A 25921-nucleotide genomic window follows, 5' to 3' on the forward strand; every position below is an offset into this window, starting at 1 on the left:
GTGACCGGCGGCCCCCGCGGCTTCGCGGGCCCGCCTGCACCACCCCCCTCAGCAGAACTCCCTCCCCCTCTCTGCACCCCCTGTCCACACAACCGAAAGGACGCGGATGTCATCCGTCGACCCCACCCGGGCCAAAGGCGGCCTGGAGATCCCGGACCACCTCGAGGACCACGGCCACGCGCACGCTGCTGACCATGTCCTCCACGCCGAGGACGCCGGCTACCACAAGGGCCTCAAGGCGCGCCAGATCCAGATGATCGCCATCGGCGGCGCCATCGGCACCGGTCTGTTCCTCGGCGCCGGCGGCCGCCTCGCCGCTGCCGGCCCGTCGCTCGTGCTCGCCTACGCGATCTGCGGCGCGTTCGTCTTCCTCATCCTGCGCGCGCTCGGCGAGCTGGTGCTCCACCGCCCCTCCTCGGGCTCCTTCGTCTCCTACGCCCGCGAGTTCTTCGGCGAGAAGGCCGCCTACGTCTCCGGCTGGTTCTACTGGATCAACTGGGCCATGACCACGATCGTGGACACCACGGCAGCCGCGCTCTACATGCACTTCTTCGGCCGCTACGTCCCGTGGATCGCCGCGGTCCCGCAGTGGCTCTGGGCGCTCATCGCCCTCGTGCTCGTCCTGACACTGAACCTCGTCTCGGTCAAGGTCTTCGGCGAGATGGAATTCTGGTTCGCCCTGATCAAGGTCGCCGCGCTCGTGTCCTTCCTCGCCCTGGGCATCTACTTCGTCCTGTTCGGCACCCCCACCGGCGCCCCCACCGGCTTGTCGCTCATCTCCGACCACGGCGGCATCTTCCCCATGGGCATCGCCCCGATGATCCTGCTCATGCAGGGCGTCGTGTTCGCCTACGCCTCGGTGGAGCTGGTCGGCACCGCCGCCGGCGAGACGGAGAACCCCGAGAAGATCATGCCCAAGGCCATCAACTCGGTCGTCTTCCGCATCGCCGTGTTCTACGTCGGCTCGGTCGTCCTGCTCTCTCTGCTGCTCCCCTACACCTCCTTCGAGAAGGGCGTGAGCCCGTTCGTGACCTTCTTCGGCTCGATCGGCGTGCAGGGCGTGGACGTCATCATGAACCTCGTGGTCCTCACCGCCGCCCTGTCCTCCCTCAACGCGGGCCTGTACTCCACCGGCCGCATCCTGCGCTCCATGGCCGCGGCCGGCTCCGCGCCGAAGTTCGCGCTGCGGATGAACAAGGCCGGCGTGCCGTACGGCGGCATTGCGATCACTGCCGCGGTGTCGCTCCTGGGCGTGCCGCTGAACTACCTCGTCCCGGCAGACGCCTTCGAGATCGTCCTGAACGTCGCCTCCGTGGGCATCCTCTCCACCTGGGCCACGATCGTGCTGTGCCAGATCCAGCTGGCCCGGTGGGCCGAGAAGGGCTGGACCCAGCGCCCTGCCTTCCGGATGCCCGGCGCCCCGTGGACGGGCTACGTCACCCTCGTGTTCCTCGCCGCGGTCCTGGTCATGGTCCTCATCGACTCCCCGTGGACGCTCCTGGCCACCGCCGTCGCCTGCGTGCTGATGGTGATCGGCTGGTACGCGCTTCGGCAGCGGATCCACGAGATCGCCGAGGCCCGCGAGGGGTACACCGGCGCCGCCCCCGTCGTGGCCAACCGGCCAGCACCCCGCCCGTAGGGCCGGGCCCCGCTGTGCCGGGGCACACTCCCGGCACAGCGGCGGCACAGCGAAGCATGAGAGTCTGGCTCCATGGACCCCCAGCCGACTGAGACGACGGGCCCGGCAGGATCGGCGATCGCGCCGTCCCGCCGGGGCCGTCGCCCGTCGGAGCCTCTGGCGGGCAGCCCTGCAGCGGCCAGGCCCGCGGCGGCCAGCCCGGCGCTGCGGCTCTGGCGCGTCCCGCTGGCCCGGCAGCTGGCCCGCTTCACGGGCGTCGGCATCGTGTGCACGCTCAGCTCGCTGGCCCTGTTCACGCTGTGCCGGCCGTGGTTGGGCGCGCAGGCCGCGAACGCGGTGGCGCTCATCCTGACCTCGGTCATGAACACCGGGCTGAACCGCCGGTTCACCTTCAGGGTCCGCGGCGCCGAGCGCCTCGCCAAGGACCACCTCAACGGGCTCGTGGCGATGGCGGTCGCGCTCGCCCTCACCTCCGGAAGCCTCGCGGTCCTGCACTGGGTGGACCCGTCCGCAGGCGTCGTGGCGGAGCTGTGGACGACGACGGTCGCGGGCTGGGCCGCGACCGCCGTGCGGTTCGCGCTCCTGCGGCTGTGGATCTTCCGCCGGGCGCGGGACGCCTGAGGCGCGCGCCGGACGCCTCAGCGACGCGCGGAGCGCTAGCGGCGCGCGATCCCGACGACCGCAGCGCAGGCGTCGGCGAGGGCAGCCGCAGCGCGGTCGAGGTCCTCGCCGGTGGCCGATCCGGGCAGCGTGAAGCGCACAGCCGTCTGCGCCACGTCGGAGGCGATGCCCATCGCGGTCAGGACGTGGGACGGCTCGCTGGAGCCCGCGGCGCACGCCGAGCCCGACGAGCACACGACTCCCCGCCGCTCGAGCTCGAGCAGCACCGACTCCCCGCTCACCCGCGGGAAGCAGAACGACGCACTCCCGGGGAGGCGCTCGGTCGGGTGTCCGGTCAGGGTGGCATCGGGCACGAGCTCGAGCACCCGGGAGATGAACCCGTCGCGCAGCCGCGCCAGGCGTGCCGCCGCCGTCGTGCGCTCTGCCTCGGCGAGGCGCAGGGCGGTGGCGAGCGCGACGGCGCCCGCGACGTTCTCGGTGCCGGAGCGCAGCCCGCGCTCCTGGCCGCCGCCGTGGACGAGGGGCTCGACCGCGATGCGCCCTGCAACGAACAGCGCCCCCACGCCCTTGGGAGCGCCGAGCTTGTGGCCGGAGACCGAGAGCGCGTCGACGCCGAGGGAGCGGACGCCGAGCGGGAGCCAGCCGGCGGCCTGGACGGCGTCGGTGTGGAGCGGGACCCGCTCGGTCCGCGCGACGGCGGCCAGCTCGCCGATCCGCTGGACGGTGCCCACCTCGTTGTTGGCGTACATCACCGACGCGACGGCGGTCTCGGGACCCACGACGACGGCGAGCGCCTCGGGCGTGACACGTCCCTGCGCGTCGACGGGCACGAGGTCGACAGCGAAGCCGTGCAGGCGGGCCAGGCTCCGCGCCGACTCGAGGACCGCGGGATGCTCCACGGCGCTGACCGCGACACGCGTGCGCCGCGGGTCGGCGGCCCGCCGGGCGAGGGCGATGCCCTTCACGGCGAGGTTGTCCGCTTCGGTGCCCCCGGAGGTGAACGTGACCTCGGACGGCCGGCAGCCGAGGACGGCCGCCACGTCCGCGCGCGCTCCCTCGAGGCCGTCCCGGGCCCGGTCCCCGACCTCGTGGTGGCTCGAGGGGTTGCCGAAGTCGCCGGTCAGGTACGGCCACATCGCCTCGAGCACCTCGCGGCGCACGGGGACCGTCGCGGCGGCGTCGAGGTAGATCACGGGGCCTCCTGCCCCGTGGGGCCGCCGATGACGAGGTCGAGGCCAAGGTCGAGGTTGACCACGGAGTGGGTGAGCGCCCCGACCGAGATGACGTCGACTCCGGTGGCCGCGATGTCGGCGACGGTCTCCAGGGTCACGCCGCCGCTCGCCTCGACGGTGGCGCGCCCAGCCACCGTCTCCACTCCGGTCCGGAGGTCGGCCAGGGAGAAGTTGTCCAGCATGATCGTGTCGACCCCGGCGGCGAGGACCGGCTCGATCTGCTCGAGTCGGTCCACCTCGACCTCGAAGTGCGTGGTGTGGCCGAGGCGGTCTCGGGCGCCCCGGAGCACGCCGGTCAGCCGGGACGGGTCTCCCCCGGTGAGGACGGCGAGGTGGTTGTCCTTCGCCATGACAGCGTCGGAGAGGCTGAAGCGGTGGTTCCGTCCGCCCCCGCAGCGCACGGCGTACCGCTCGAGCTCGCGCAGCCCGGGGGTGGTCTTGCGCGTGTCCACGATCTTGGCCTTGGTGCCGCGGGTGAGCGCCACGTACTGCGCCGTCTGGGTCGCGATCGCGCTCATGCGCTGGACCAGGTTGAGCACGACCCGCTCCGCGGTGAGGATCGACTGGGCGCGGCCGGTCACCCGGGCCAGGACGGCGCCGGCGTCGAACGCCTGCCCCTCGGCGACGAGCACCTGCACCTCCGCTGCGGGATCGTGCAGGGCGAAGCCGGCCTCGACGACCGGTCCGCCCGAGAAGACGCCCGGGACGCGGGCGCGGAGCTCGGCCGTGGCCCGCGCGGCGGACGGGATGAGCAGGAGCGAGGTCAGGTCGCCGCTGGGCGCGTCCTCGGCGTAGGCGGCCTCGAGGACGCGGCGCAGCGCGGCGGGCGCGAGCGGGATCGGCGCCGGCGTGCTCCCGGCCTCCCGTGCGGCGGGCGAGGTGGAGGTGGCGGTGGCTGTCATTCTCACGAGGTCCTTCCTGCAATTGCGGGCGCGCGCACGACGTCGATGCTCGCCGCCGCGCTGAGGCGCTCGGCGCTCCGCTGGGGGGCGTCGAGGCGGAAGTGGGAGCCGAGGGACTCCCCGCGCGCGGCGGCGGCCGCGGCCAGGAGGCGTCCGAGGGTCAGGAGGTTGGCGGTCTCCGGCTCGTCGGAGGCCCACGAGCCGAGGGTCGCCCGGAGCCGGTTCAGGCCTTCCCGGTCCCTCAGCACGCCGGCGTCGGCCTCCATGGCGGCGGCGAGGCGCGCTCGTCCGGCAGCACCGTCCAGGAGGTCTCCGGGCGTGCCGGGGTCCTCGGCCTCCGGGGAGAGCACCGCGTGCTCCCCGGCCGGGGATGGACCCTGCCACGCTCCCCCGACGCGTGCGAGGGCGTGCTCCACTGCACGGGCCGCGAAGACCGCGCCTTCGAGCAGCGAGTTGGAGGCCAGCCTGTTGGCACCGTGGACCCCGGTGCACGCCGCCTCCCCCGCCGCGTACAGGCCGGGGACGCTCGTGGCTCCGTCGAGGTCCGTCGCGACGCCGCCCATCCAGTAGTGGGCCGCAGGGCCGATGGGGAGCGGCTCACGCCGCCAGTCGAATCCGGCCGCGCCGGTTATGGCGTCCAGGCTGGGGAAGCGCCGCGCGAGGAACCCCTGCCCGTGCAATTCCTCGAGCCCCGTGGCGTCGAGGAACGCCTGGCCTCCGCCGGCGCGGGCGTGCAGGGCGAGCGCCCGGGACACGGCGTCCCGCGGGGCGAGCTCGCCGAGAGGGTGGTAGTCGCCCACGAAGCGGCGGCCGGCAGCGTCCCGGATCACCGCGCCCTCGCCCCTGACCGCCTCGGAGACGAGCTGCGAGCGCAGGCGGCCGTCGGCGTCCCTCGTCTGGAGCGCGGTGGGGTGGAACTGGTAGAACTCGAGGTCGCGCAGGACGGCGCCGGCGCGGTAGGCGAGGGCCACGCCGTCGCCCGTCGCGACGGCGGGATTCGTGGTCTGTGCGTAGAGCTGGCCCGCTCCCCCGGTGGCGAGCAGGACGGCGTCGGCGGAGATGCGGCCCGACGAGTGCGGTGCGGCCGCCCCGCCGGCCAGCGTGTACGCGACGCCGACGGCCTCCCCGGCCTCGAGGAGGATCTCGGTGACGACCGCCCCTTCGAAGACCTGCACGCGGCCCTCGGCCTCGAGCCGGCGGAGCGCGGTGATGAGCGCGAGGCTGATCCCGGCGCCACTCGCGTCCCCGCCTGCGTGCAGGATCCGCGGGAAGGAGTGGGCGGCCTCGAGCCCGAGCGCGAGCCGCCCGTCGGCGTCGCGGTCGAAGCCGACGCCACGGGAGACGAGCGCCTCCACGGCGCCGGCGGCCGCGGCGCACATCGCCTCTATGGCGCGACGGTTCCCGTGGCCTGCTCCCGCCGCGACGGTGTCCGCGGCATGGTTCGCCGTCGAGTCGCCCGGCGCGCACTGGCCCTCGGGCAGGACGGCGGCGAAGCCGCCCTGGGCGAGCATGCTGTTCGAGTCGGCGAGCCGCGCCTTGGTCAGGAGCACGACGTCGGCACCCTCGCCCCGGGCGGGATCGGCGGCCCGGATCGCGCCCATGAGCCCCGCGACCCCGCTGCCGACGACGACGAGCCGCCGGCGCCGGGCGGACGCTGGACGGGTGGTCACGGGCGGGCCGCCAGCATGCGCTCGAGGGCGACCCGCGCGGTGGCCGCGACGTCGGCGGGGACCTCGATGCGGTTGCGGACCTCGCCCTCGACCAGGCCCTCGAGCACCCAGGCGAGGTAGCCGGGGTGGATCCGGTACATGGTCGAGCACGGGCAGATCACGGGGTCAAGGCAGAAGACGGTGTGCTGCGGGTACTCGGCCGCCAGGCGGTTGACGAGGTTGACCTCGGTTCCGATCGCGAACACCGTCGGCTCGGTCGCGCCGGCGATGGCCTTGCGGATGTAGTCGGTGGAGCCGTACTCGTCGGCGGCGTCGACGACCTCCATGGGGCACTCGGGGTGGACGATCACGCGGACGCCGGGGTGCTCCGCGCGGGCCTGCTCGATCTGGGCCACCGTGAAGCGCCTGTGCACCGAGCAGAAGCCGTGCCACAGGATCACGCGCGAGTCCAGAAGAGTCGCGGCGTCGTTGCCGCCGAGGGGCTTGCGCGGGCTCCACATCGGCATCTGTTCCAGCGGCACGCCCATGGCCTTGGCCGTGTTGCGGCCGAGGTGCTGGTCCGGGAAGAAGAGGACGCGCTGGGCGCGCTCGAACGCCCACTCCAGGACGGTGGCCGCGTTCGAGGAGGTGCACACGATCCCGCCGTGCTCCCCGCAGAAGCCCTTGAGCGCGGCCGAGGAGTTCATGTAGGTCACGGGGATGACCGGGACGCGGCCTTCGGCGTCCGGCTCGGTGCCGAGCACCTCTTCGAGCTGGGCCCACGCCTGCTCGACAGAGTCGATGTCCGCCATGTCCGCCATCGAGCAGCCTGCGGCGAGGTTGGGCAGGATGACGGCCTGGTCTTCCCGCGAGAGGATGTCGGCCGTCTCCGCCATGAAGTGCACGCCGCAGAAGACGATCGCCTCGGCGTCCGGCCTGGTGAGCGCGGCGTTGGCGAGCTGGAAGGAGTCGCCCACGAAGTCGGCGTGCTCCACCACTTCATCGCGCTGGTAGAAGTGGCCGAGCACGACGACGCGCTCGCCCAGGGCCTCCTTCGCGGCGGTGATCCGGGCCCGCAGCTCGTCCTCGGAGGCCTCCCGGTACTCCTGCGGCAGCTGGCCCTGGCGGGGCGTCGACCGCGGAGCGGCATCAGCGACGGAGGCGCCGGGGCCGTAGGCGGGCAGGCCGCGGAGGGCCTCGGCGGCGTCGAACTCCCACGGGCCCTTCGCGAGGTCCGCACCGCACGTGCTCGCGCCCGCGCCGCCGAGCGCACGGGCCTCGGACGACGCTTCGGCTTCGGCGCGCGTGATGAGGCTGATGGCGGTGGCGACAGATGTCATGGCGTGCTCCTGGGACGGGCTGGGGTTGGGGGCGGAGGGGTCGGATGGTGGCTAGGACTGGGTGCTGCCGGGGCCGGGGCCGCCGGGGGTCGCGTCGAGCGGCCCGGTGTACCGGTAGAGCCGGGGCGGCCGGTGACGGCCGCCTTCGAGGAACTCGTCGGTGGCCTCGATCTGCGGCGCCGACTTGAGCTGGCGGCGGAAGTTGGCCGGGTCGAGAGACCGGCCGAGAACCGCCTCGTAGACCTCGCGGAGCTGGGCCAGGGTGAAGGTCGGGCCTAGGAAGTGGTAGGCGATCTGGGCGTATTCGATCTTGGTGCGCACACGCCAGAGCGCGTAGTCCACGATCTCGCGGTGGTCGAAGGCAAGGCCTCCCTCCCCGGCACCGGCCGTGTCCGCGCGGTGCCACGCGACGTTCTCGTCGCCGCCCTCACCCCCGACCGAGAGCTGCGCCTCCGTGGCGCGCACGAGGGCCCAGTACACGATCGACACGACGCGCTGGCTCCCGCGCTCGGGCCTGCTCGAGCGGTTGAGGCCCCCGAAGGCGTAGAGCTGTTCGAGGTAGGCGGGCGCGAGCCCGGTGGTCTCGAGCAGGTTGCGCCGCGCGGCGTCCTCGAGGGACTCCTCGGCCGTGAGGGGGCCGCCGGGCAGCGCCCACTGGCCGCGGAAGGGCTCCTTGATGCGCCTCACCAGCGGCAGCCAGAGCGTCGGGGCGCCGTTGGCCAGCGGATCGGGCTTGAGGGCGAAGATCACGGTCGAGATGGCGAGCGACGGCGGCAGCTGGGCGCGCTCCGAGACGTTCGCCCCGGCCGGGGCGCTGGGCCGCGGAGGCGCTCCGAAGAAGATCTGGCTCATCCTCGCGCCTCCTTCGCACCGGCAGCTCGTTCACCGGCAGCTCGTTCACCGGCAGTTAAAGTCACTTTGACTCTAAGTCATGATACGCGCATCCGGGACCGTGGGCAAAAGGTGACGTTGCGCCAGGGCGGCGCCGGGCGCCAGCGCCGCGGGGCGTCAGGAACGCGCAGCGGCCTCGAGGAGGGGAAGCGTGCGGTCCTCGAAATGGGTGTTGAGCACGATGACCGAGGAAGACCGCAGCACGGCCTTGGTCGCAGTGACGGCGTCCAGTACGCGCTGAAGGTCCGAGTTCGACTTCGCCGCCACCCGGGCCATGAGGTCGCTGTCGCCCGAGACGGTGTGCACCTCGAGGACCTCCGGGATCCGGGACAGCGCCTCCGCCACCGCCTCGTGCCCCAGGTCCTGGCTGATGGTGAGGGAGCAGAACGCGACGACCGGAAAGCCGAAGGCCCGGGGATCGGGCTGGGGCACCCAGCGGGAGATGACGCCGCTCGAGACCATCCGGTCGAGCCGTGCCTGGACCGTTGCGCGCGCCACGCGGAGGATGCGGGAGGCCTCCAGGACGCTCATCCTCTGCTCGTCGCTGAACAGCCGTACGATCTTCGCGTCGAGCTCGTCCACCTTCATCTCTGCCTCCCTGGTCGGCACCCCACCGTGCCGCTGCCACGATGCTACAGATTGATGCACCCCCCTGCATGCACTGCGCATTGTGTCCAACGATCCCGCGAGGCGGGCGCCGATACTGCACACCGTGCACAGGGGCGTGAGGTGCACCACACACGCGACGGCGAAAGGCGCTATGGTCAGTGCGTCCTCTGGCCGGCCAGCCTACCCGGCGGCGCCGGCCATCGCAGATCCGAAAGACGGAAATGACAGCTACGCACACTGCAGACAGCCGCGGCACCGCGTCGACGACGACGCCCGCGCCGAGGCTCGGACACTCGATGTCACCGCGCCAGCTCACGATGATGGGGCTCGGCAGCGCAATCGGGGCAGGCCTCTTCATCGGCTCGGGAGCCGGCATCAAGGCGGCCGGCCCCGCCATCCTCATCTCGTACCTCGTCGCGGGAACCCTCATCATCATCGTGATGTGGGCCCTCGGCGAGATGGCCGCCGCCAATCCAAACAGCGGCGCTTTCTCCGTGTACACCGGCAAGGCGCTCGGCGGCGTGGCCGGCGCGACCGTGGGCTGGCTCTGGTGGTGCCAGCTCGTCGTGGTGATCGCCGCCGAGGCCCTCGGCGCCGCGGGCCTCCTCGCGACCGTCTTCCCGGTGCTGCCGGTCTGGCTCATGGCCTTGGCCTTCATGGCCGTCTTCACCGCCGTCAACCTCACGGGCGTGCGCAACTTCGGCGAGTTCGAGTTCTGGTTCGCCCTGCTGAAGGTCGCCGCCATCGTGGCCTTCCTCCTCGTCGGGGCCGCACTCCTGTTCGGCTGGATCCCCTCGGTCGCCTCGCCGGGCCTGAGCAACTTCACCGACCACGGTGGCTTCGCCCCGCAGGGCATGGCCGGCATCGCCACTGGCCTGTTCGTCGTCGTGTTCGCCTTCGGCGGCACGGAGATCGTCTCGGTCGCCGCCGCGGAGACGCGGGACCCCGCCCGCAGCGTGGGGCGCGCGGTGCGGACCGTCGTGTGGCGGATCCTGGTCTTCTACATCGGCTCCATCTTCGTCATCGCGGCCGTCCTGCCGTGGACGTCCGACGGCCTCAAGAGCCCCTTTGCCGCGGTCTTGGACGCCGCGGGCCTTCCGGGCGCCGCAACCGTCATCACCCTCGTGGCCGTCGTCGCCCTCCTTTCGGCGCTCAACGCCAACCTCTACGGCGCCTCGCGCATGGTCTTCTCCCTCGCCGAGCGCCAGGACGCCCCCCGGGTCCTGGCGAAGCTCACACGCACCCGCGTCCCGGCGGTCGCCGTCGTCGCCTCGGTGGTGTTCGGCTTCGCCGCAACCGTGCTCGAGCTCGCGTTCCCGGACGCGGTCCTGCCCGTCCTGCTCAACTTCGTGGGCTCGACGTGCCTCATCGTCTGGGGCTCGGCCCTCGTGTCCCAGCTCGTCCTGCGCCGGCGCGCCGACACCGCCGGCGAGGCGCTCCCGCTGCGCATGCGGGGCTTCCCGTGGCTCACGGGGCTGGGCCTGGCGCTGCTCGCCGCGATCTTCGCGGTCGGACTGGTCGGCGAGGACAGCCGCATCCAGCTCCTGAGCACGTTTGCCCTCGTGGCCGCGGTCGCGGGCGCCCTCGCCCTCGCGCAGCGCCGCAGGAGCGCCGTCACGGCGGACTGATCCGTCCCGCCTCCGCGTGCCCGCCAGGCAGTCTGTGAGCCCAGGCAGTCCGTGCAGCGGCCCCCGGGATCCACCCGGTCGCCCTGCGCAGGCTGCCTGGGCTTTCGTCGGCCTTCGCGGCGTCTCGGGCCGCCGTGGTGCCCTTCGTCCAGAACAGCGGCTCGGGCCATCTCCGTCCCGACCGGGCGGCGGGTATCGTCGGGACTGTGCGGTCCCGCGGGGCGCCGAAGCGGCAGGTACAGCTGAGCGCGGACCGTGATGACGACCGAGCCGGCGACCGCCGGCGCCCCGACGCCGGGGCCTGACGAGGGGATGGTGCCCATGATGGCAGGACAGCATGCGGGAGCGGCCCCGCAGCACACGGTCGAGGGGACGGACCCCGGCCTCAACGTCCTCGTGGCGGAGCCCGAGATACCGGCCGGCGTCCCGCCCGTCCTGCTCATCCACGGTTTCGCCTCCTCGGTGGCGCTCAACTGGGAGCAGAGCGGCTGGGTCTCGACACTGCTCGAATCGGGCCGACGCGTGATCGCCGTCGACCTGCCCGGCCACGGCCGCAGCGCCGCACCGGAGGACGTCGACTCGTACACGCCGAGCCGCATCCGCGCGGACCTCCTGCAGATCGTGAGCGATGCGGGCGCCCGGCCGATCGCCGACGGCCACCCCGAGAGCGGGCTCGACGTCGTGGGCTACTCGCTGGGATCACGGCTGGCGTGGGAGTTCGGCGCGACCCAGCCGTCGCTCGTCCGGCGCCTCGTCCTCGGCGGCCCGAGCAGCCGCGACCCGCTCGCGGAGTTCGACCTGCCTGCCGCCCAGCGCTTCCTCGCGGACGGCACACCGATCGACGACGAGTCGACCGCCGCCCTCGTGACGATGGCCCAGGCGTCGCCCGGCGCCGACATGTACGCGCTGCTCTCCCTCGTGGAGGGGATCAAGGAGGAGCCCTTCGACGCGGCCGAGGCGGTGCCGCGGCAGCCGCTGCTCCTGGTCGCCGGCGAGAAGGACGAGCGCGTCGGCGCCCTCGAGGTGCTCGGCGGCCTCGCCCCCGGCGCAGAGGTCGTGATCGTGCCGGGGCGGAACCACGTCAACGTCGTGACCGCGCGCGCGTTCAAGGATGCTGCACTCGAGTTCCTGAACCGCTGACGGCGTGCTCGGCTCTATGCGGCCGTCTGGGAGTCGCATTCTGGGAGTCACATTCTAGGAGTCACATTCTGGGAGTCACGTTCTGGGACTTCGTTCTGCGACGCACCGGAAGGGGTTGACGGCCACCGTGTCCCACGGCACACTGGATCGTATACGATGATCGTATACGATCCAGCTCGGCCCTCGGGGAGGGCTGGCCCGACGACTCGAAGAAGAGGACCACGTGCACCACCAAGAGCAGCTTGGCCAGGACATCATCGACGCCGCAGGCAAGGTCATCGCCGTCCACCTCAACTACCCGAGCCGCGCGGCCCAGCGGGGGCGCACTCCCGCCAATCCCTCCTACTTCCTCAAGCCGGCCACGTCGCTCGGGCTCGACGGCGCGGAGCTCGCGCGCCCCCAGGGCGTCGAGGCGCTCACGGTCGAGGGCGAGGTGGCCCTCGTGATCGGCTCGCGGGCACGCAACGTCGCCCTCGAGGACGCATGGGCGCACGTCGGCTCGGTGACCGCCGCGAACGACGCCGGGTTCGCCGACCTCCGCTGGGCGGACAAGGGCTCCAACCTCCGCTCCAAGGGCGCGGACGGGATCGCGCCGATCGGCCCTGCGCTCCTCCCGGCCCAGGAGGTCGATCCGGCCAACCTCCGCGTGCGGATGTGGATCAACGGCGAGCTCACGCAGGACGACACGACGTCCACGCTCATCTTCCCGTTCGCCCAGCTCGTCGCCGACCTCTCCCGCCTCATGACCCTCGAGCCCGGGGACGTCATCCTCACGGGGACCCCGGCCGGCGCGACGGTCGCCCAGCCGGGCGACCTCGTCGAGGTCGAGGTCGACGGCGCGACGCACGACGGCGGCCACCTCACCACCGGCCGGCTCGCCAACAAGGTCGTCCAGTCCAGCCTCGTGCTCTCCCCCGTCGGCGCGCTCCCGAAGCTGACCGACGCGGACCGGATCGACGCATGGGGCTCGGCCGAAGCCGCGGGGATCACGCCCGCCGACTCCCGCCCCGCGAGCATCCTCACGCCGGAGCTCACCGAGAAGCTGAAGAGCGTGGGCACGGCGACGCTGAGCGTCCAGCTGCGCCGGCGCGGCATGCAGAACTGCCACATCGAGGGGCTCATCCCCACCAAGCCCGGCGCGAAGGTGGTCGGCACGGCCCGCACTCTGCGCTACATCCCCGCCCGCGAGGACCTCTTCAAAGAGTTCGGCGGCGGGTACAACGCGCAGAAGCGTGCGGTCGACTCCCTGCGCCCCGGCGACATCCTCGTCATGGACGCGCGCGGCGAGAAGGGCTCCGGGACGCTCGGGGACGTCCTCGCCCTGCGCGCCCAGGTGCTCGGCGCGGCGGCCGTCATCACCGACGGCGGCATCCGCGACTTCGGCCCCGTCTCGGCGATGGACATCCCGGCCTGGGGCGCGAACGCCCACCCCGCCGTGCTCGGCCGCAGGCACGTTCCGTGGTCGGTCGACGAGACGGTCGCGTGCGGCGGCGCCGCCGTCGTGCCCGGCGATGTGATCGTGGGCGACGAGGACGGCCTCGTGGTCATCCCTGCCAACCTCGCCGAGGAGGTCGCGGACGACGCCGTCGCCCAGGAGCGCGAGGAGGCGTGGGTCGCGGAGCGGGTCGCCGAGGGCAACGCCGTCGACGGGCTGTTCCCGATGAACGCCGCCTGGCGCGCGAAGTACGAGGAGTCCCTCGCCGCCGGGCCCGAGGACCAGCCGTGAGCGTCGCCCCCGCCCCCGCGAGCAAGTCCGAGCTCGCCTACGACTGGCTCCACGAGCAGATCGTCGCCGGGGACCTCGCCCCCGGCGCCAGGCTCGTGCTGTCGCAGGTCGCCGAGAAGCTCGACGTGTCCGTGGTTCCTGTCCGGGAAGCCGTGCGCCGGCTCGAGGCCGAGGGGCTCGTGACGTTCGAGAAGAACGTCGGGGCCACGGTGGCCGGGATCGACCCGACGGAGTACCTGTACACCATGCAGACGCTGAGCCTCGTCGAGGGAGCGGCCACCGCGCTCTCGGCGCCGTCGGTCACGGCCGAGGACCTCGCGGCGGCGCGTGAGGTCAACAGCCGGATGCGCGAGTTCCTCGCCCAGGACCCGCTGCACTTCGACGCCGTGGCCTTCACGGCCCTGAACCGGGACTTCCACTCGGTCCTGTTCGAGCACTGCCCGAACCCGCACATCCTCGACCTCGTCCACCGCGGGTGGAACCGCCTCAAGACGCTCCGCGGGTCCACGTTCAGCTACGTTCCCGAGCGCGCCGCCGAATCGGTCGAGGAGCACGAGGAACTCCTGAAGCTCATCGAGAACCACGCGCCGACCGCCGAGATCGAGCTCGCGGCGCGCCGGCACCGCTCCGCGACCCTGACCGCGTACCTCGCCCGCACCGGTGAGAACCCCGGCTTCCCGACCCTCTAGACCACCAGACTCTCCAGACCCAGCGACCACTGACACAGCGAAGGATCTGCACCATGAACGATCGCCACGTGCCCGAGAACCTCCCCGAGCGTATCCAGCACTACATCGACGGCCAGTTCGTCGACTCCGTGGACGGCGACACCTTCGACGTCCTCGAGCCCGTCTCAAACGAGGTCTACGTCAAGGCCGCCGCGGGCAAGAAGGCGGACATCGAGCTCGCCGTTGCCGCCGCAAAGCGCGCCTTCGACGAGGGCCCCTGGCCGAAGATGCTCCCCCGTGAGCGCTCCCGCGTGCTGCACCGGATCGCGGACATCGTCGAGTCCCGCGACGCACGCCTCGCCGAGCTCGAGTCCTTCGACTCGGGACTGCCGATCACGCAGGCGCTGGGCCAGGCCCGCCGGGCCGCCGAGAACTTCCGCTTCTTCGCAGACCTGATCGTGGCCCAGGCCGACGACACCTTCAAGGTGCCCGGCCGCCAGATCAACTACGTCAACCGCAAGCCGATCGGCGTCGCAGGTCTCATCACGCCATGGAACACCCCGTTCATGCTCGAGTCGTGGAAGCTCGGCCCGGCGCTGGCCACGGGCAACACGGTGGTGCTCAAGCCCGCCGAGTTCACCCCCCTCTCGGCGTCCCTGTGGGCCGGGATCTTCGAGGAGGCGGGCCTGCCGAAGGGCGTGTTCAACCTCGTCAACGGCCTCGGCGAGGACGCGGGCGACGCGCTTGTGAAGCACCCCGACGTGCCCCTCATCTCGTTCACCGGCGAGAGCCGGACGGGCCAGATCATCTTCGGCAACGCCGCACCGTTCCTCAAGGGCCTGTCCATGGAGCTCGGCGGCAAGAGCCCGGCGATCGTGTTCGCGGACGCCGATCTGGACGCCGCGGTCGACGCGACGATCTTCGGCGTGTTCTCCCTCAACGGCGAGCGCTGCACGGCAGGCTCCCGCATCCTCGTCCAGCGCGACGTCTACGACGAGTTCGTCGAGCGGTACGCGGCCCAGGCCAAGCGCGTCAAGGTCGGCTACCCGCACGATGCGGCCACCGAGGTCGGGGCGCTCGTCCACCCGGAGCACTTCGAGAAGGTCATGTCCTACGTCGAGATCGGCAAGGAGGAGGGGCGCCTCGTCGCCGGCGGCGGCCGGCCGGAGGGCTTCGAGTTCGGCAACTTCGTCGCCCCGACCGTGTTCGCCGACGTCAAGCCGGATGCCCGCATCTTCCAGGAGGAGATCTTCGGCCCCGTCGTGGCGATCACGCCGTTCGACTCGGACGAGGAGGCGCTCTCGCTGGCCAACAACACCAAGTACGGCCTGGCCGCGTACGTGTGGACAAACGACCTCAAGCGGGCCCACAACTTCGCGCAGAACATCGAGGCCGGCATGGTCTGGCTCAACTCGAATAACGTCCGCGACCTGCGCACCCCGTTCGGCGGCGTGAAGGCCTCGGGCCTCGGCCACGAGGGCGGCTACCGCTCGATCGACTTCTACACCGACCAGCAGGCGGTGCACATCACCCTCGGGAAGGTGCACAACCCGACCTTCGGCAAGCAGGACCGTGCCGCGGATGCGAACGTGAAGACGGAAGTCGCCACCGAGACCGACCTCGACGACCCGGATCCCCGCTGACCACCCACCAGCCACCGACTCACCCTGAAGGAAAGCAAGGACGCTGCCATGACCAACCGTGACGACATGACCCTCACCTCCTCGGGCTTCTACGTTTCCCAGGAAGCCCCCATCCGCGCCGACAACCCCGTCCCGACCCCCTCCGTCCCGGCGCCGGACATCCTGCGCTGCGCGTACATGGAGCTCGTCGTGACCGACCTGAAGCGCTCCCGCGACTTCTACGTCGACGTGCTCGGCCTGACCGTCACCGAGGAGGACGGGGACGCCGTCTACCTGCGCTCGCTCGAGGAGTTCATCCACCACAACCTCGTGCTCCGCCAGGGTCCGGTCGCCGCCGTCGCCGCCTTCTCCTACCGCGTGCGCACCCCGGAGGACCTGGACCGCGCGGTGGCGTTCTACAGCGAGCTCGGCTGCCGCGTGGAGCGCCGGGCGGAGGGCTTCACCAAGGGCATCGGCGACTCGGTGCGCGTGACCGACCCGCTGGGCTTCCCGTACGAGTTCTTCCACGATGTCGAGCACGTCGAGCGGCTCGCGTGGCGCTACGACCTGTACACCCCCGGCGCCCTCGTCCGCCTCGACCACTTCAACCAGGTCACCCCGGACGTCCCGCGCGCCACGAAGTTCATGCAGGACCTCGGCTTCCGCGTCACGGAGGACATCCAGGACCAGGACGGCACCGTCTACGCCGCGTGGATGCGCCGCAAGCCCACGGTCCACGACACCGCCATGACGGGCGGCAACGGCCCGCGCATGCACCACGTCGCATTCTCGACCCACGAGAAGCACAACATCCTCGCGATCTGCGACAAGCTCGGCGCGCTGCGCATGTCCGATGCGATCGAGCGCGGCCCCGGCCGCCACGGCGTCTCCAACGCGTTCTACCTCTACCTGCGCGACCCGGACGGCCACCGCGTGGAGATCTACACCCAGGACTACTACACGGGCGACCCGGACAACCCCGTGGTCACCTGGGACGTCCACGACAACCAGCGCCGCGACTGGTGGGGCAACCCGGTCGTTCCGTCCTGGTACACCGAGGCGTCGCTCGTGCTCGACCTCGACGGGAACCCCCAGCCCGTCGTTGAGCGCACCGACTCCTCGGAGATGGAGGTGACGATCGGCGCGGACGGCTTCTCCTACACCCGCGCCGACGACGAGGCCGGCTCGTACCGCGGACAGGCCTCGAAGGGCTTCAAGATCGGCAACCAGCTCTAAGCCATGCTGAACCAGGAGACCATCGCGGCAATCGCCGACGAGCTGGTGGAGGCGGGACGGACGCGCACGCCCGTCCCCCTCCTCCACACCCGCTACGAGGGCATGGACGTCGAGGACTCGTACGCCGTCCAGAAGCTCTGGGCCAGCCGCCTCGAGTCCCAGGGCCGGCGGGTCGTGGGGCGCAAGATCGGCCTCACGTCCAAGGCCATGCAGGCGGCCACGGGCATCACCGAACCGGACTACGGCGTGATCTTCGACGACATGGTGCTCGAGAACGGCGCCGTCGTCGACTGGAAGCGCTACACGCACCCGCGCATCGAGGTCGAGCTCGCCTTCAAGCTCGGCTCGGACCTCAAGGGGCAGGCTCTCCCCGGACGGGGCGTTACGCTCTTCGACGTCCTCGACGCCACGGAGTACGTGGTGCCGGCGCTTGAGATCCTCGACTCGAGGATCGAGATGGAGGGCCGCACCATCGTGGACACGATCTCGGACAACGCCGCCATGGGCGCCATGGTCGTGGGCGGCCGTCCGGTTCGGCCGCACGACACCGACCTGCGCTGGATCGCCTCGCTCCTGTACCGCAACCAGGAGATCGTCGAGACCGGCGTCGCCGCCGGCGTCCTGAACCACCCGGCGTCCGGCGTCGCGTGGCTCGCCGACAAGCTCGCCCAGCACGGGCAGGAGCTCCGGGCGGGGGACCTCATCCTCGCCGGCTCGTTCACGCGCCCGATGTGGGTCTACGAGGGCGACACGGTCTATGCCGACTACGGGCCGCTGGGGACGGTGACATGCCGTTTCGTCTAGAGCCTGAGCGGACGTTCCGCCATGCCCTCGCCGCGGGGGCCGAGGGCGGGGCCAATTCCGACGGGGGCGCCAAGATCGGACTGTGGGTGTGCTCCGGCAGCCCGCTCGTGGCCGAGATCATGGCCGGCTCGGGGGCTGACTGGCTCCTGATCGACACCGAGCACAGCCCGAACTCGCTCGAGTCGGTCCTCGCCCAGCTCCACGCCGTGCACGGCTACCCCGTCCTCCCCATGGTGCGCCTGCCGTGGAACGACGTGGTGCTCATCAAGCAGTACCTCGACCTCGGGGCCCAGAACCTGCTGATCCCCATGGTGAACGACGCCGAGCAGGCCCAGGCCGCCGTGGCGGCCGTGCGGTACCCGCCGCGCGGCGTGCGGGGCGTGGGTTCGGCGCTCGCCCGCGCCGCACGGTGGAACCGGATCCCGGACTACCTTGCCCGAGCGGACGAGACCATCTCCCTCGCCGTCCAGATCGAGACGGCCGAGGCCGTGGCGAACGTGGAGGAGATCCTCGCGGTCGACGGGGTCGACGCGATCTTCATCGGGCCCTCCGACCTCGCCGCCTCGATGGGGCACCTCGGCCAGCAGGAGCACCCCGAGGTGCGCGCCGCCGTCGAACGCTGCCTCGCGGCGGCGGTCGCCGCGGACAAGCCGGCGGGCGTGAACGCGTTCGTCGAGGCGACCGCCCGGCACTACATCGAACACGGTGCGCGGTTCGTGCTCGTGGGTGCGGATGTGGCGATCCTCGCCCGCTCGAGCGAGGAGCTCTCCGCCCGCTTCGCGGCACCGTCCGCGGCGCAGGCGGACGACGGCGGGCGGCCGGCCAGCTACTGACGCGGGCGGTCGCCCCGCCCACCCCGGCGCCTCCACCACGGCCGCCGCTCCACCGGGGCGGCGGCCTCGGCGTCCCTGGCCGCCCTCGCCGCCGCCTCGGCCCGCCGCGCGCGCCACCGGCGGACCTCGCCCTCGGTGTCGCGGGTCTTCGTGATGACCGGCGGCCCTCCCAGGAGCTGGCGGCGGGCTTCGATGATGCGGCGGTTGAAGGAGTCGACGGCGTCGCGGACCTGCTGCTCGCTGTGCAGGGCGTCGAGGGTGTCGTCGAGGCGTTCGTCCTCGACCCGCAGGACGAGCGCCTCGGGCCCGATACCCGTGAGCTGCTCGCGTTCGATGAGGCCCTTGAGCCACCAGTCGGGGTCGTTCACGTTGTCCAGGTTCGGGATGGGCTTGCCGGCGTACTCCAGGTGGTCGAACTCCCCGCGCGCGATGGCGTCGCGGACCAGGTAGTCGGCGCGGCGCGCCGAATCGACCTCCCGCCGCTTGCGGTTGAGCTCCTCCTCCCGCGCGAGCTCCTCGGCCTCTTCGGGGGACTGCGCGACTCCCCCAGCGCGGATCTCGGCCGCGCGCTCGAGCCGGCGCCGCAGCTCCTCGTCGCGTCTGCTCGCCACGGCCTGCCCTCCGATCACACGCGTGTGCCGTCACATCCACCGTAGGACGTGACGGCACCCGCGCGCAGCCCCGCCGTCGTGCCCGTCGCTCAGCCGAGGCGGTCCTCGAGGAACGTAGACCACCGCGATGGCGTCCACGGCCGTGGAGGTGGTCCTCGCATCTTCCGGGCTAGCATCGTCACATGGCTGCGGAGAGCGCGGGGGGCACGACGGCGGAGTGGTCGCCGGACGTGCTGGGATCGGGCTTCGAGCAGCGCGTGCTCGCCCCGGACGGCGCCCCGCCGTCGACCCTCGTGCGCTACCGCGGCTCGTCCAGGCGCTGGTGGCGCAGGCCCGCCGTGGGGACCGACGTGCTCTACGTGCACGGGTGGAGCGACTACTTCTTCCAGCGCCCGCTCGCCGAGTTCTGGCACCGTGCGGGAGCCCGGTTCCACGCCCTGGACCTCCATGGGTTCGGCCGGAGCCTCGCCCCGGGCCAGGTGCCGGGCGAGGTGGTGAGCCTCGATGAGTACGACCCGGACATCGAGGCGGCCCTGGCCCTGATGGGGCACGGCCGCGACGCCGCAGACGAGCGCCGCCGCCGCCTCCTGGTGCTGGGCCACTCGACGGGCGGGCTCATCCTGAGCCTCTGGGCAGCAAGGAACGCGTCCCGGGTCGACGCCGTGGTGCTCAACAGCCCGTGGCTGGAGTTCCAGGCCTCGGAGATGGCGCGCCGGGCCATGGCACCGCTCCTCGGGGCCAGGGCGCGCTTCTTCCCCCACGTGCCGCTGCCCGGGATCGACCCGGGACACTACGCCCGGACCGTCTCCGCCGAGCACGACGGCGAGTGGGTGTACAACGCGGCCTGGCGCCCGGAGAAGGCCTTCGCCCTGCCGCCGGCGTTCCTGGGCGCGGTGTTCGCCGGCCAGGAGCGCATTGCCCGGGGGCTGGGGCTCGGGCTCCCCGTGCTCGTGCTGCTCTCCGACCGCAGCTACCTGCTCCCGCAGTGGTCACCGGACGCGGCGGCCGCGGACGTCGCGATCAACGTCGACGCCGTGGCGCACCGCGCGCTCTCCCTCGGCGAGAACGTCACGGTGGTGAGGATCCGCGGCGCGCTGCACGATGTCTTCCTCTCCCCCGCCGAGGTCCGGCGCCGCGCCTACGCCCGCATGGCCGCGTGGACGGCGGGAGCGCTGCGGCTCGGCGGCCCGGAGGCATGGGCCGAGCGCGTGGACGGGCTCTAGGCCGGCACCGCCCGCAGGAACGGCACGAGCTCCTCCAGGACGGGGCCCGCGGGAGCGAGCGTCCCGGCGTGCGTCCTCCCCTCCAGCTCCACGAACCGGGCGTTCGGCATGAGCTCGGCGGCGCGCCGCGAGTCGGCGAGCCGCTGCGGGTCCCGGGTCCCGGCCATCAGCAGTGCCGGGACGGCCAGCTGGGCGACCACGGCCTCCGGGAGCCCCGGATCGTCCTCGGTGCCGGTGAAGCAGGCGGCGAGCGCGGCGGGATCGTTGGCGAGGAACGCCTGGCGTGGAGGGATCGAGGGCCTTCCCCGCGGACTCGAGGCCGTCGACGAAGGCCTCGATCCGTCCGGTCTGCAGCGCCTCGAGGTAGCCCGGGAAGAAGACCTTGGCCACTTCGCCGCGCTGAGGACGGTAGGTGCCGCCGAGCAGCGTGAGCGAGGCGACCCGCGCGGGCGCGGCCGCTGCGAGCGAGAAGGCCACCCGCGAGCCCAGGGAATAGCCGACCATGTGCGCGCGCTCGATGCGCTCGGCGTCGAGCACCGCGAGGACGTCTCCGACATGGCGGGACATGCGGTAGGCGCCCGCTTCGTCGGGCTTGTCGCTGCGGCCGTGCCCGCGGAGGTCGACGCGGACCACGCGGAAGCCCTCGAGGGCCCTGACATAGCCGAGCCCGCGCCAGATGGCGCGCGAGAGGGCCGAGCCGTGGAGGAGGACGACGGCGCGTCCCTCCCCCGCGGCGTCGTACGAGATCGCGGTGCCGTCGTCGGGATTCAGGGCGGTGGTCACCGGGACACCCTACCGCCGGGCAGCGCGGGGCGGCGGCGGCCTGTGGCGGCCCCGACCCCGCTCTGCGTCCCCTGCGCCCGCAGGCGGGGGCGACCACAGCGGACGGCGGGCCCTCCCCAGCAAGGGGAGGACCCGCCGTCGTGCGTTGCGGGTGCGCTCAGGCGCGCCCTCTGCGGCCGTCTGGCCTGCGCGAGGTCAGCGCGCGGCCTCCGGGTGCTCGCGCACATACTCGGTGTGGGCCTCGGCGACGTGAAGGTCGACGCCCTTGGTCTCCTTGACCAGCGAGACGGCCACGAGCGAGATGACCGCGGTGACGGCGATGTAGAGGCCGATCGTCCAGGACGCCTTGAACTCGTTCATGAGCATCTCGGCGATCATCGGGGCGAAGGCGCCGCCGAGGATCGCGCCGAGCGCGTAGCCGATCGAGACACCCGAATAGCGGACCTTCGCGGGGAACATCTCCGCGTAGAGGGCCGACTGCGGGCCGTAGGAGAGGCCGAGGCCGAGCGTCATGACGAACAGGGCCACGAAGTACCAGACGATGTTCTTGGTGTCGATGAGGAACCACATCGGGATCGCCCACAGGGCCAGGAACGCGTAGCCGATCTGGAACGTGCGGACGCGGCCGAGACGGTCGGAGAGCATGCCGCCCCACAGCGTGAAGACCAGCCAGCCGAAGGATGCGAGCGTCGTGGCCAGCAGGACCGTGGGCCGGTCCATCTTGAGGGCGCCCACGGCGTAGGTCGCGAAGTACGCGATGAGCAGGTAGCCGGCGGCATTGTTCGCGATGAAGATGAACGCGGTGAGGGCGACTTCCTTGAAGTTGTAGCGGAAGAGCTGTCCGAGCGGCGCGGAGGACTCCTTCTGGCGCTCCTGGAGCTGCTTGAAGACCGGGCTCTCCTCGACGGCGCGGCGGATCATGTAGCCGACCACGATAAGGACAATCGAGAGCAGGAACGGGATACGCCAGCCCCACTCGTTGAACGCGGACCCCATTACCGAGGTGAGGATCCACAGGGTGAACGTCGCGAGGATCATGCCGATCGGAACGCCGATCTGCGGGTAGGCGCCGAAGTAGCCGCGCTTGTTCACGGGTGCGTGCTCGACCGACATGAGCGCGGCGCCGCCCCACTCGCCACCTGCGGAGAAGCCCTGGAGGACGCGCAGCAGGATGAGGAGGACCGGGGCGAGGATGCCCACCTGCGCGTACGTCGGCAGGACGCCGATGAGCGAGGTGGAGATGCCCATGAGGATGAGGGTGAAGACGAGCATCCTCTTGCGGCCCAGCCGGTCGCCGAGGTGGCCGGCCACGACCGCGCCGAGCGGGCGGAACAGGAAGGAGATGCCGATGGTCGCGAAGGCGATCACCTGGGAGAGACCCGGGTTCTCCTTCGCCACGGGCGCGAGGAACAGCGGGCCGAGCACGACGCCGGCCGCCTGGGCGTAGATGAAGAAGTCGTACCACTCGATGGTGGTGCCGACCAAGGTACCGGCCAGGACCCTGCGCTCTTCGCGGGTCATCCGCGAGCCGGGCTGGGCGGCGTTGACTGCCTGGGACATTCGAACTCCGTCGTTCTGGGTGCGGGGCCCTCGCGGGCCGGGGGTACCGACCGACCCGGCATCGGAGACTGGAGCCTCCGCCCCGATTTACTTACCGATTGGTCGGTCAATAAAGATGAGCATACATGATCTGTGAGGTGCAGCACACCCCCTTTTGGCCCGAGCAGGTGTGCAGCGACGAACGGTGGCCTTCGTGCGCCGGACGGCGCCGGCGCGCTCGGTCGTCCTGGCCAATCGCCCCTCAGTCGTCCCGGTGCAGGAGCTCCCGGACCCGCTCGCGCAGGGGCGCGCGGTCGTAGCTGTTCACGAGGGCGCCAGCCATCCGCACGGGGTCGCCGAAGAAGAAGTACTCGTACAGCGCCTGCCGGCCGGCGAAGCCGGTGATCGAGGCGTCGTAGGCGAGCTTGAAGAGGCTCATGCGCTCCGGCCCCGTCAGGGACTTGCCCTGGAGGTACATCTCGATGTCCTCGCGCGCCACCTCCAGGTCAGCCTCGCCGGGCAGTGCCATGAGGCCCGAGGCGCAGAACGTGCGGATGATCTCGGGGTAGCGCTGGGAGGCCTTGGGGTACCAGTTGCGGGCGGCGTTGAGCGTGGGCCAGTGGGGCAGCATCACGCCGTCCACGGAGGGCTCGGCCTGGGCCTCGGACGCGACGATGAGGGCCTTGCCGATCTCGACGTTGCGGATGAGCTCGGCGAGGTCCTCCTGGATGTGCTGGAAGCCCTCAATGCCGATCGTCGCCGCGATCTCGGAGGCGAGCCCAAGGAAGAACTCGCTCTTGGCGAGCGTGCGGGTCACCACCTGGTGGGTCATGAGGGCAGCCGCGCCCGTGTCGGAGTACCACTGGTTGCACAGCTCGGGCCGGCCCAGCATGAAGACCCGCTCGTCGGGCACGAACACGTCGTCGAACACCACCACCGCATCCATCTCCTCGAACCGGCTCGCGAGCGGCTCGTCGTGGTGGCTGCCGCCGTTGTGGAGCGAGGTGCGGCACAGGTAGCGCAGGCCGGGCGCGTCATTCGGGACGGCGAACGCGAAGGAGTACGGGGCGTCCTCGGGGGTGCCGCGCAGGACGGTGGAGGGGAAGACGAGCAGCTCGTCCGCGAGCGGGGCGATGGTCGCGAGCATGCGGGCCCCCCGGATGACCACGCCGTCGTCGCGCTCCTCGACCACCCTCGCGGCGAGCTGGCCGCCGAGTTGCTCAGAGCCCGAGACGGAGCGGTTGGCCTGGGGCGGGATGAGCGTGTGGGTGGCGAGCAGGTCTCGCTCCCGGCACGTCTCGTAGTAGGCCTGGATGCGCTCCCCGAACACGGGGTCGGCCTGGGAGAAGAAGGCCTTGGCCGCCGCGAGGGCCGTGAGCGAGGAGTTCATGTAGTCGCCCGTGCGGCCCAAGAAGCCGTTGGAGTACTCGGCCCAGACCTGCATGGCGGCGCGCCGCCTCGCAAGGTCCTCCTTCGTGCGGGGCACGAGGAACGAGGCGTTCACCCGGTCGCCCGTGCTGGGCGACGTGTAGGTGAGCTGCTCCTCGTAGCGCGGGTCGTGCTGCATGTCGAAGAGCTTCGCGTAGGTCCGGGCAACCCCGCGGAAGGCCGGATGCTCCGTGAGGTTCTCCGAGACCACCTCCCCGTCGATCGTCAGGTGCGGCCGCATCCCGTTCAGCTTGTCCAGGAACTGCGCTCCCGTGCGGATTCCCATGGCCGGTGCTCCCGTCTGTGCTGGTGGTGGCCCGGGAGGCCCGGCGGCCCTCCCGAGAGGTGTGGCGCGCTGGGGGCGGGCAGCCTACAGCAGGTCCTCGACGCCCAGCTGGCTTTCGGGAAGGGTGGTGAAGCGGCCGCCCTGGAAGGCGAGCGCGTCCCCGGAGCGGTATCCGAAGTCGACGACCTCGCCGACATAGAGGGTGTGGTCGCCGCCGTCGTAGGCGGCCCACGGCGTGCACTCGAAGTACGCGAGCGGCCTTGAGAGCCGCGGCGCCGTCGGTCCCTCCACCCATACAGGCTCGACACCGGGCCGCCCGGCGAAGTGGCGCGCGAGGGCCTCCTGCTCGGCGCCGAGGATGTTGACCGTGAAGGGGCGGCCGACGAGCTCGTCGTGCGCCTTCGCACGCCGGGCGATGCTCACGAGAACGAGGGGCGGCTCGAGCGACACCGAGGTGAACGAGTTGACGGTGATGCCATGGCGCTTGGTGGGGCCGTCGAAGGTCACGATCGCGACGCCGGTTGCGAACCGGCCGAGGCTCCCCCGGAAATGGTGCGAGCGCGAGTGCCTGATGCTCATGGTCGAAACCTCCGTCGTCCCGCCGCGGTCGCCGCGCCCGTCTGTGGGGGATTCTTGCCGATCGGGGCGAAACGTTCGATAATCGAACTGATCGTGCTCATATCGAACAGTGTCACTGTAGGACAGCGGTGTCCCAGGACACAAGTACCCCAGCTTCGTGCTGGGACACAGGAAACTAGGATGGTCCAATGCCTCGCACCGCCGCGGAGACCGGCCCGCACTCGCAGACCCTCTCCCGCGGGATCCGAGCCCTCGAGATCCTCGCGGACGCGCGGAGTCCCCTGACGATCGCCGAGCTCTCCACGGCCCTCGACGTGCATCGCTCCATCGCGTACCGGATCGTTCGGACGCTCGAGGACCACGCGCTCGTCACGCGGGACGACTCCGGGCGCCTCCAGCCCGGGGCGGGCCTCGCCGTCCTGGCACGGGCCGTGTCGCGGGACCTCCAGACGGCGTCGCTCCCCGAGCTGGGGACCCTCGCGGCGGACCTGCGCATGACGGCGTTCGTCGCGGTCTGGGACCGGACCGACTGCATCACACTCGCCACGGTGGAGCCGCAGCACAACGGGGCGACGCTTGCGCAGCATCCCGGAACCCGCCACCCGTTGGACCGGGGAGGGCCTGGGATCGCGATCCAGTCGGCCATCGGACGGACGGACTGGGAGCAGCGGGTCCCGGGGGTCCCGTACCGGCCGGAGGCGGACGAGTCGCGCGCGCGGGGGTATGCGCTGAGCCACGACGAGGTGATCCCGGGGCTGTCCTCGGTGGCCGTCCCGCTGATCCTGCCGCACCACCGGCCCGCGGCCCTTGCCGTCGTGTACCTGGGCACCGGGATCGATCCTGAGCCGATCGGCGCGGCACTGAACGCCGCGGCTGAGAGGATCGCGCGCGCCGTCGGCTGAGCAGTGACGGCCTCGGGTCCGGGCTCGGCG

General features: G+C 71.8%; 23 protein-coding genes and 1 pseudogene. 12 read left to right on the forward strand and 12 right to left on the reverse strand.

Annotation, left to right across the window (positions count from 1 at the left end):
• Window positions 1-106 precede the first annotated feature (106 nt).
• Window positions 107-1639, forward strand: a complete 1533-nt coding sequence (locus ABD298_RS04195; RefSeq protein WP_344298404.1) for an amino acid permease — start codon at window positions 107-109, stop codon at window positions 1637-1639.
• A 72-nt stretch (window positions 1640-1711) separates the two neighbouring features.
• Window positions 1712-2260, forward strand: coding sequence for a GtrA family protein (locus ABD298_RS04200; protein WP_344298405.1), 549 nt, complete (start codon window positions 1712-1714; stop codon window positions 2258-2260).
• Between the two features lie 35 nt (window positions 2261-2295).
• Here ABD298_RS04200 and ABD298_RS04205 read toward each other — a convergent pair whose 3' ends face one another.
• The 6 genes from ABD298_RS04205 to ABD298_RS04230 all read right to left on the reverse strand — a co-directional run bounded on the left by ABD298_RS04205 (window position 2296) and on the right by ABD298_RS04230 (window position 8862).
• A complete protein-coding gene (locus ABD298_RS04205; protein ID WP_344298406.1) occupies window positions 2296-3453 on the reverse strand; it encodes a cysteine desulfurase family protein in 1158 nt (385 codons plus the stop codon).
• Window positions 3450-4394: a carboxylating nicotinate-nucleotide diphosphorylase gene (gene nadC / locus ABD298_RS04210; RefSeq protein WP_344298407.1), complete on the reverse strand. Its 945-nt coding sequence runs from the start codon at window positions 4392-4394 to the stop codon at window positions 3450-3452. Before nadC ends, ABD298_RS04205 begins: the two co-directional genes overlap by 4 nt.
• 2 nt (window positions 4395-4396) lie before the next feature.
• Complete coding sequence (locus tag ABD298_RS04215; RefSeq protein WP_344298408.1) at window positions 4397-6064, reverse strand: L-aspartate oxidase; 1668 nt, start codon at window positions 6062-6064, stop codon at window positions 4397-4399.
• Complete coding sequence (gene nadA, locus ABD298_RS04220; RefSeq protein WP_344298409.1) at window positions 6061-7383, reverse strand: quinolinate synthase NadA; 1323 nt, start codon at window positions 7381-7383, stop codon at window positions 6061-6063. Before nadA ends, ABD298_RS04215 begins: the two co-directional genes overlap by 4 nt.
• A gap of 51 nt (window positions 7384-7434) precedes the next feature.
• Window positions 7435-8235 (reverse strand): NUDIX hydrolase, encoded by an 801-nt coding sequence (locus ABD298_RS04225; protein WP_344298410.1) that lies wholly within the window; start codon window positions 8233-8235, stop codon window positions 7435-7437.
• Between the two features lie 156 nt (window positions 8236-8391).
• The gene (locus tag ABD298_RS04230; RefSeq protein ID WP_344298411.1) at window positions 8392-8862 is read right to left on the reverse strand and encodes an Lrp/AsnC family transcriptional regulator; all 471 of its coding nucleotides are present in this window, start codon (window positions 8860-8862) and stop codon (window positions 8392-8394) included.
• 242 nt (window positions 8863-9104) lie between these two features.
• Between ABD298_RS04230 and ABD298_RS04235 the strand changes: the two genes are divergently transcribed.
• The 8 genes from ABD298_RS04235 to ABD298_RS04270 all read left to right on the forward strand — a co-directional run bounded on the left by ABD298_RS04235 (window position 9105) and on the right by ABD298_RS04270 (window position 18540).
• On the forward strand, window positions 9105-10511 hold the full coding sequence (locus tag ABD298_RS04235) for an amino acid permease (protein WP_425564302.1): 1407 nt from the start codon (window positions 9105-9107) through the stop codon (window positions 10509-10511).
• Window positions 10512-10835: 324 nt separating this feature from the next.
• Complete coding sequence (locus ABD298_RS04240; RefSeq protein WP_344298412.1) at window positions 10836-11651, forward strand: alpha/beta fold hydrolase; 816 nt, start codon at window positions 10836-10838, stop codon at window positions 11649-11651.
• Between the two features lie 223 nt (window positions 11652-11874).
• Window positions 11875-13377, forward strand: a complete 1503-nt coding sequence (locus ABD298_RS04245) for a fumarylacetoacetate hydrolase family protein (RefSeq protein WP_344298413.1) — start codon at window positions 11875-11877, stop codon at window positions 13375-13377.
• Window positions 13374-14066 carry a GntR family transcriptional regulator gene (locus ABD298_RS04250; RefSeq protein ID WP_344298414.1) on the forward strand — a complete coding sequence of 231 codons (693 nt, stop codon included), beginning with the start codon at window positions 13374-13376 and terminating at the stop codon, window positions 14064-14066. Before ABD298_RS04245 ends, ABD298_RS04250 begins: the two co-directional genes overlap by 4 nt.
• A 53-nt stretch (window positions 14067-14119) precedes the next feature.
• Window positions 14120-15688 carry a 5-carboxymethyl-2-hydroxymuconate semialdehyde dehydrogenase gene (gene hpaE / locus ABD298_RS04255; RefSeq protein ID WP_344298415.1) on the forward strand — a complete coding sequence of 523 codons (1569 nt, stop codon included), beginning with the start codon at window positions 14120-14122 and terminating at the stop codon, window positions 15686-15688.
• A 48-nt stretch (window positions 15689-15736) separates the two neighbouring features.
• Window positions 15737-16903 (forward strand): 3,4-dihydroxyphenylacetate 2,3-dioxygenase, encoded by a 1167-nt coding sequence (gene hpaD, locus ABD298_RS04260; protein WP_344298416.1) that lies wholly within the window; start codon window positions 15737-15739, stop codon window positions 16901-16903.
• A 3-nt stretch (window positions 16904-16906) separates the two neighbouring features.
• Window positions 16907-17707, forward strand: a complete 801-nt coding sequence (locus ABD298_RS04265) for a 2-keto-4-pentenoate hydratase (protein WP_344298417.1) — start codon at window positions 16907-16909, stop codon at window positions 17705-17707.
• A complete protein-coding gene (locus ABD298_RS04270) occupies window positions 17692-18540 on the forward strand; it encodes an aldolase/citrate lyase family protein (protein ID WP_344298418.1) in 849 nt (282 codons plus the stop codon). Before ABD298_RS04265 ends, ABD298_RS04270 begins: the two co-directional genes overlap by 16 nt.
• On the opposite strand, the gene ABD298_RS04275 is transcribed toward ABD298_RS04270, so the two are convergent.
• Window positions 18534-19151 (reverse strand): DnaJ family domain-containing protein, encoded by a 618-nt coding sequence (locus ABD298_RS04275; RefSeq protein WP_344298419.1) that lies wholly within the window; start codon window positions 19149-19151, stop codon window positions 18534-18536. The genes ABD298_RS04270 and ABD298_RS04275 overlap by 7 nt on opposite strands.
• A 182-nt stretch (window positions 19152-19333) precedes the next feature.
• Between ABD298_RS04275 and ABD298_RS04280 the strand changes: the two genes are divergently transcribed.
• Window positions 19334-20374, forward strand: a complete 1041-nt coding sequence (locus tag ABD298_RS04280; RefSeq protein WP_344298420.1) for an alpha/beta hydrolase — start codon at window positions 19334-19336, stop codon at window positions 20372-20374.
• Here the strand turns inward: ABD298_RS04280 and ABD298_RS04285 are convergent.
• From ABD298_RS04285 to ABD298_RS04305, 5 genes and pseudogenes are all read right to left on the reverse strand, one after another.
• Entirely contained in the window at window positions 20371-20574 is a 204-nt protein-coding gene (locus ABD298_RS04285; protein ID WP_344299074.1) for an alpha/beta fold hydrolase, read from the reverse strand. The genes ABD298_RS04280 and ABD298_RS04285 overlap by 4 nt on opposite strands.
• Window positions 20528-21157: pseudogene (locus ABD298_RS18665) on the reverse strand (alpha/beta fold hydrolase); the annotation flags it as partial. The pseudogene ABD298_RS18665 and the gene ABD298_RS04285, both read right to left, overlap by 47 nt.
• A gap of 195 nt (window positions 21158-21352) precedes the next feature.
• Window positions 21353-22717, reverse strand: a complete 1365-nt coding sequence (locus ABD298_RS04295; RefSeq protein WP_344298421.1) for an MFS transporter — start codon at window positions 22715-22717, stop codon at window positions 21353-21355.
• Window positions 22718-22958: 241 nt separating this feature from the next.
• Window positions 22959-24410 (reverse strand): 4-hydroxyphenylacetate 3-monooxygenase, oxygenase component, encoded by a 1452-nt coding sequence (hpaB, locus tag ABD298_RS04300; protein WP_344298422.1) that lies wholly within the window; start codon window positions 24408-24410, stop codon window positions 22959-22961.
• Window positions 24411-24494: 84 nt separating this feature from the next.
• Window positions 24495-24989, reverse strand: coding sequence for a flavin reductase family protein (locus ABD298_RS04305; RefSeq protein ID WP_344298423.1), 495 nt, complete (start codon window positions 24987-24989; stop codon window positions 24495-24497).
• A 188-nt stretch (window positions 24990-25177) separates the two neighbouring features.
• Here ABD298_RS04305 and ABD298_RS04310 point away from each other — a divergent pair, with 188 nt between their 5' ends.
• Window positions 25178-25891 carry an IclR family transcriptional regulator gene (locus ABD298_RS04310; protein WP_208709117.1) on the forward strand — a complete coding sequence of 238 codons (714 nt, stop codon included), beginning with the start codon at window positions 25178-25180 and terminating at the stop codon, window positions 25889-25891.
• The last annotated feature ends 30 nt before the right edge of the window (window positions 25892-25921 follow it).

This window comes from Sinomonas flava, assembly GCF_039531875.1.
GTDB lineage: Bacteria > Actinomycetota > Actinomycetes > Actinomycetales > Micrococcaceae > Sinomonas > Sinomonas flava.

Coding starts and splice junctions, on each gene's coding strand:
- ABD298_RS04195 (WP_344298404.1), top strand. CDS start 107: ATGTCATCCGTCGACCCCACCCGGGCCAAAGGCGGCCTGGAGATCCCG.
- ABD298_RS04200 (WP_344298405.1), top strand. CDS start 1,712: ATGGACCCCCAGCCGACTGAGACGACGGGCCCGGCAGGATCGGCGATC.
- nadC (WP_344298407.1), bottom strand. CDS start 4,394: ATGACAGCCACCGCCACCTCCACCTCGCCCGCCGCACGGGAGGCCGGG.
- nadA (WP_344298409.1), bottom strand. CDS start 7,383: ATGACATCTGTCGCCACCGCCATCAGCCTCATCACGCGCGCCGAAGCC.
- ABD298_RS04225 (WP_344298410.1), bottom strand. CDS start 8,235: ATGAGCCAGATCTTCTTCGGAGCGCCTCCGCGGCCCAGCGCCCCGGCC.
- ABD298_RS04230 (WP_344298411.1), bottom strand. CDS start 8,862: ATGAAGGTGGACGAGCTCGACGCGAAGATCGTACGGCTGTTCAGCGAC.
- ABD298_RS04235 (WP_425564302.1), top strand. CDS start 9,105: ATGACAGCTACGCACACTGCAGACAGCCGCGGCACCGCGTCGACGACG.
- ABD298_RS04240 (WP_344298412.1), top strand. CDS start 10,836: ATGGCAGGACAGCATGCGGGAGCGGCCCCGCAGCACACGGTCGAGGGG.
- hpaE (WP_344298415.1), top strand. CDS start 14,120: ATGAACGATCGCCACGTGCCCGAGAACCTCCCCGAGCGTATCCAGCAC.
- hpaD (WP_344298416.1), top strand. CDS start 15,737: ATGACCAACCGTGACGACATGACCCTCACCTCCTCGGGCTTCTACGTT.
- ABD298_RS04265 (WP_344298417.1), top strand. CDS start 16,907: ATGCTGAACCAGGAGACCATCGCGGCAATCGCCGACGAGCTGGTGGAG.
- ABD298_RS04270 (WP_344298418.1), top strand. CDS start 17,692: ATGCCGTTTCGTCTAGAGCCTGAGCGGACGTTCCGCCATGCCCTCGCC.
- ABD298_RS04280 (WP_344298420.1), top strand. CDS start 19,334: ATGGCTGCGGAGAGCGCGGGGGGCACGACGGCGGAGTGGTCGCCGGAC.
- ABD298_RS04295 (WP_344298421.1), bottom strand. CDS start 22,717: ATGTCCCAGGCAGTCAACGCCGCCCAGCCCGGCTCGCGGATGACCCGC.
- hpaB (WP_344298422.1), bottom strand. CDS start 24,410: ATGGGAATCCGCACGGGAGCGCAGTTCCTGGACAAGCTGAACGGGATG.
- ABD298_RS04305 (WP_344298423.1), bottom strand. CDS start 24,989: ATGAGCATCAGGCACTCGCGCTCGCACCATTTCCGGGGGAGCCTCGGC.
- ABD298_RS04310 (WP_208709117.1), top strand. CDS start 25,178: ATGCCTCGCACCGCCGCGGAGACCGGCCCGCACTCGCAGACCCTCTCC.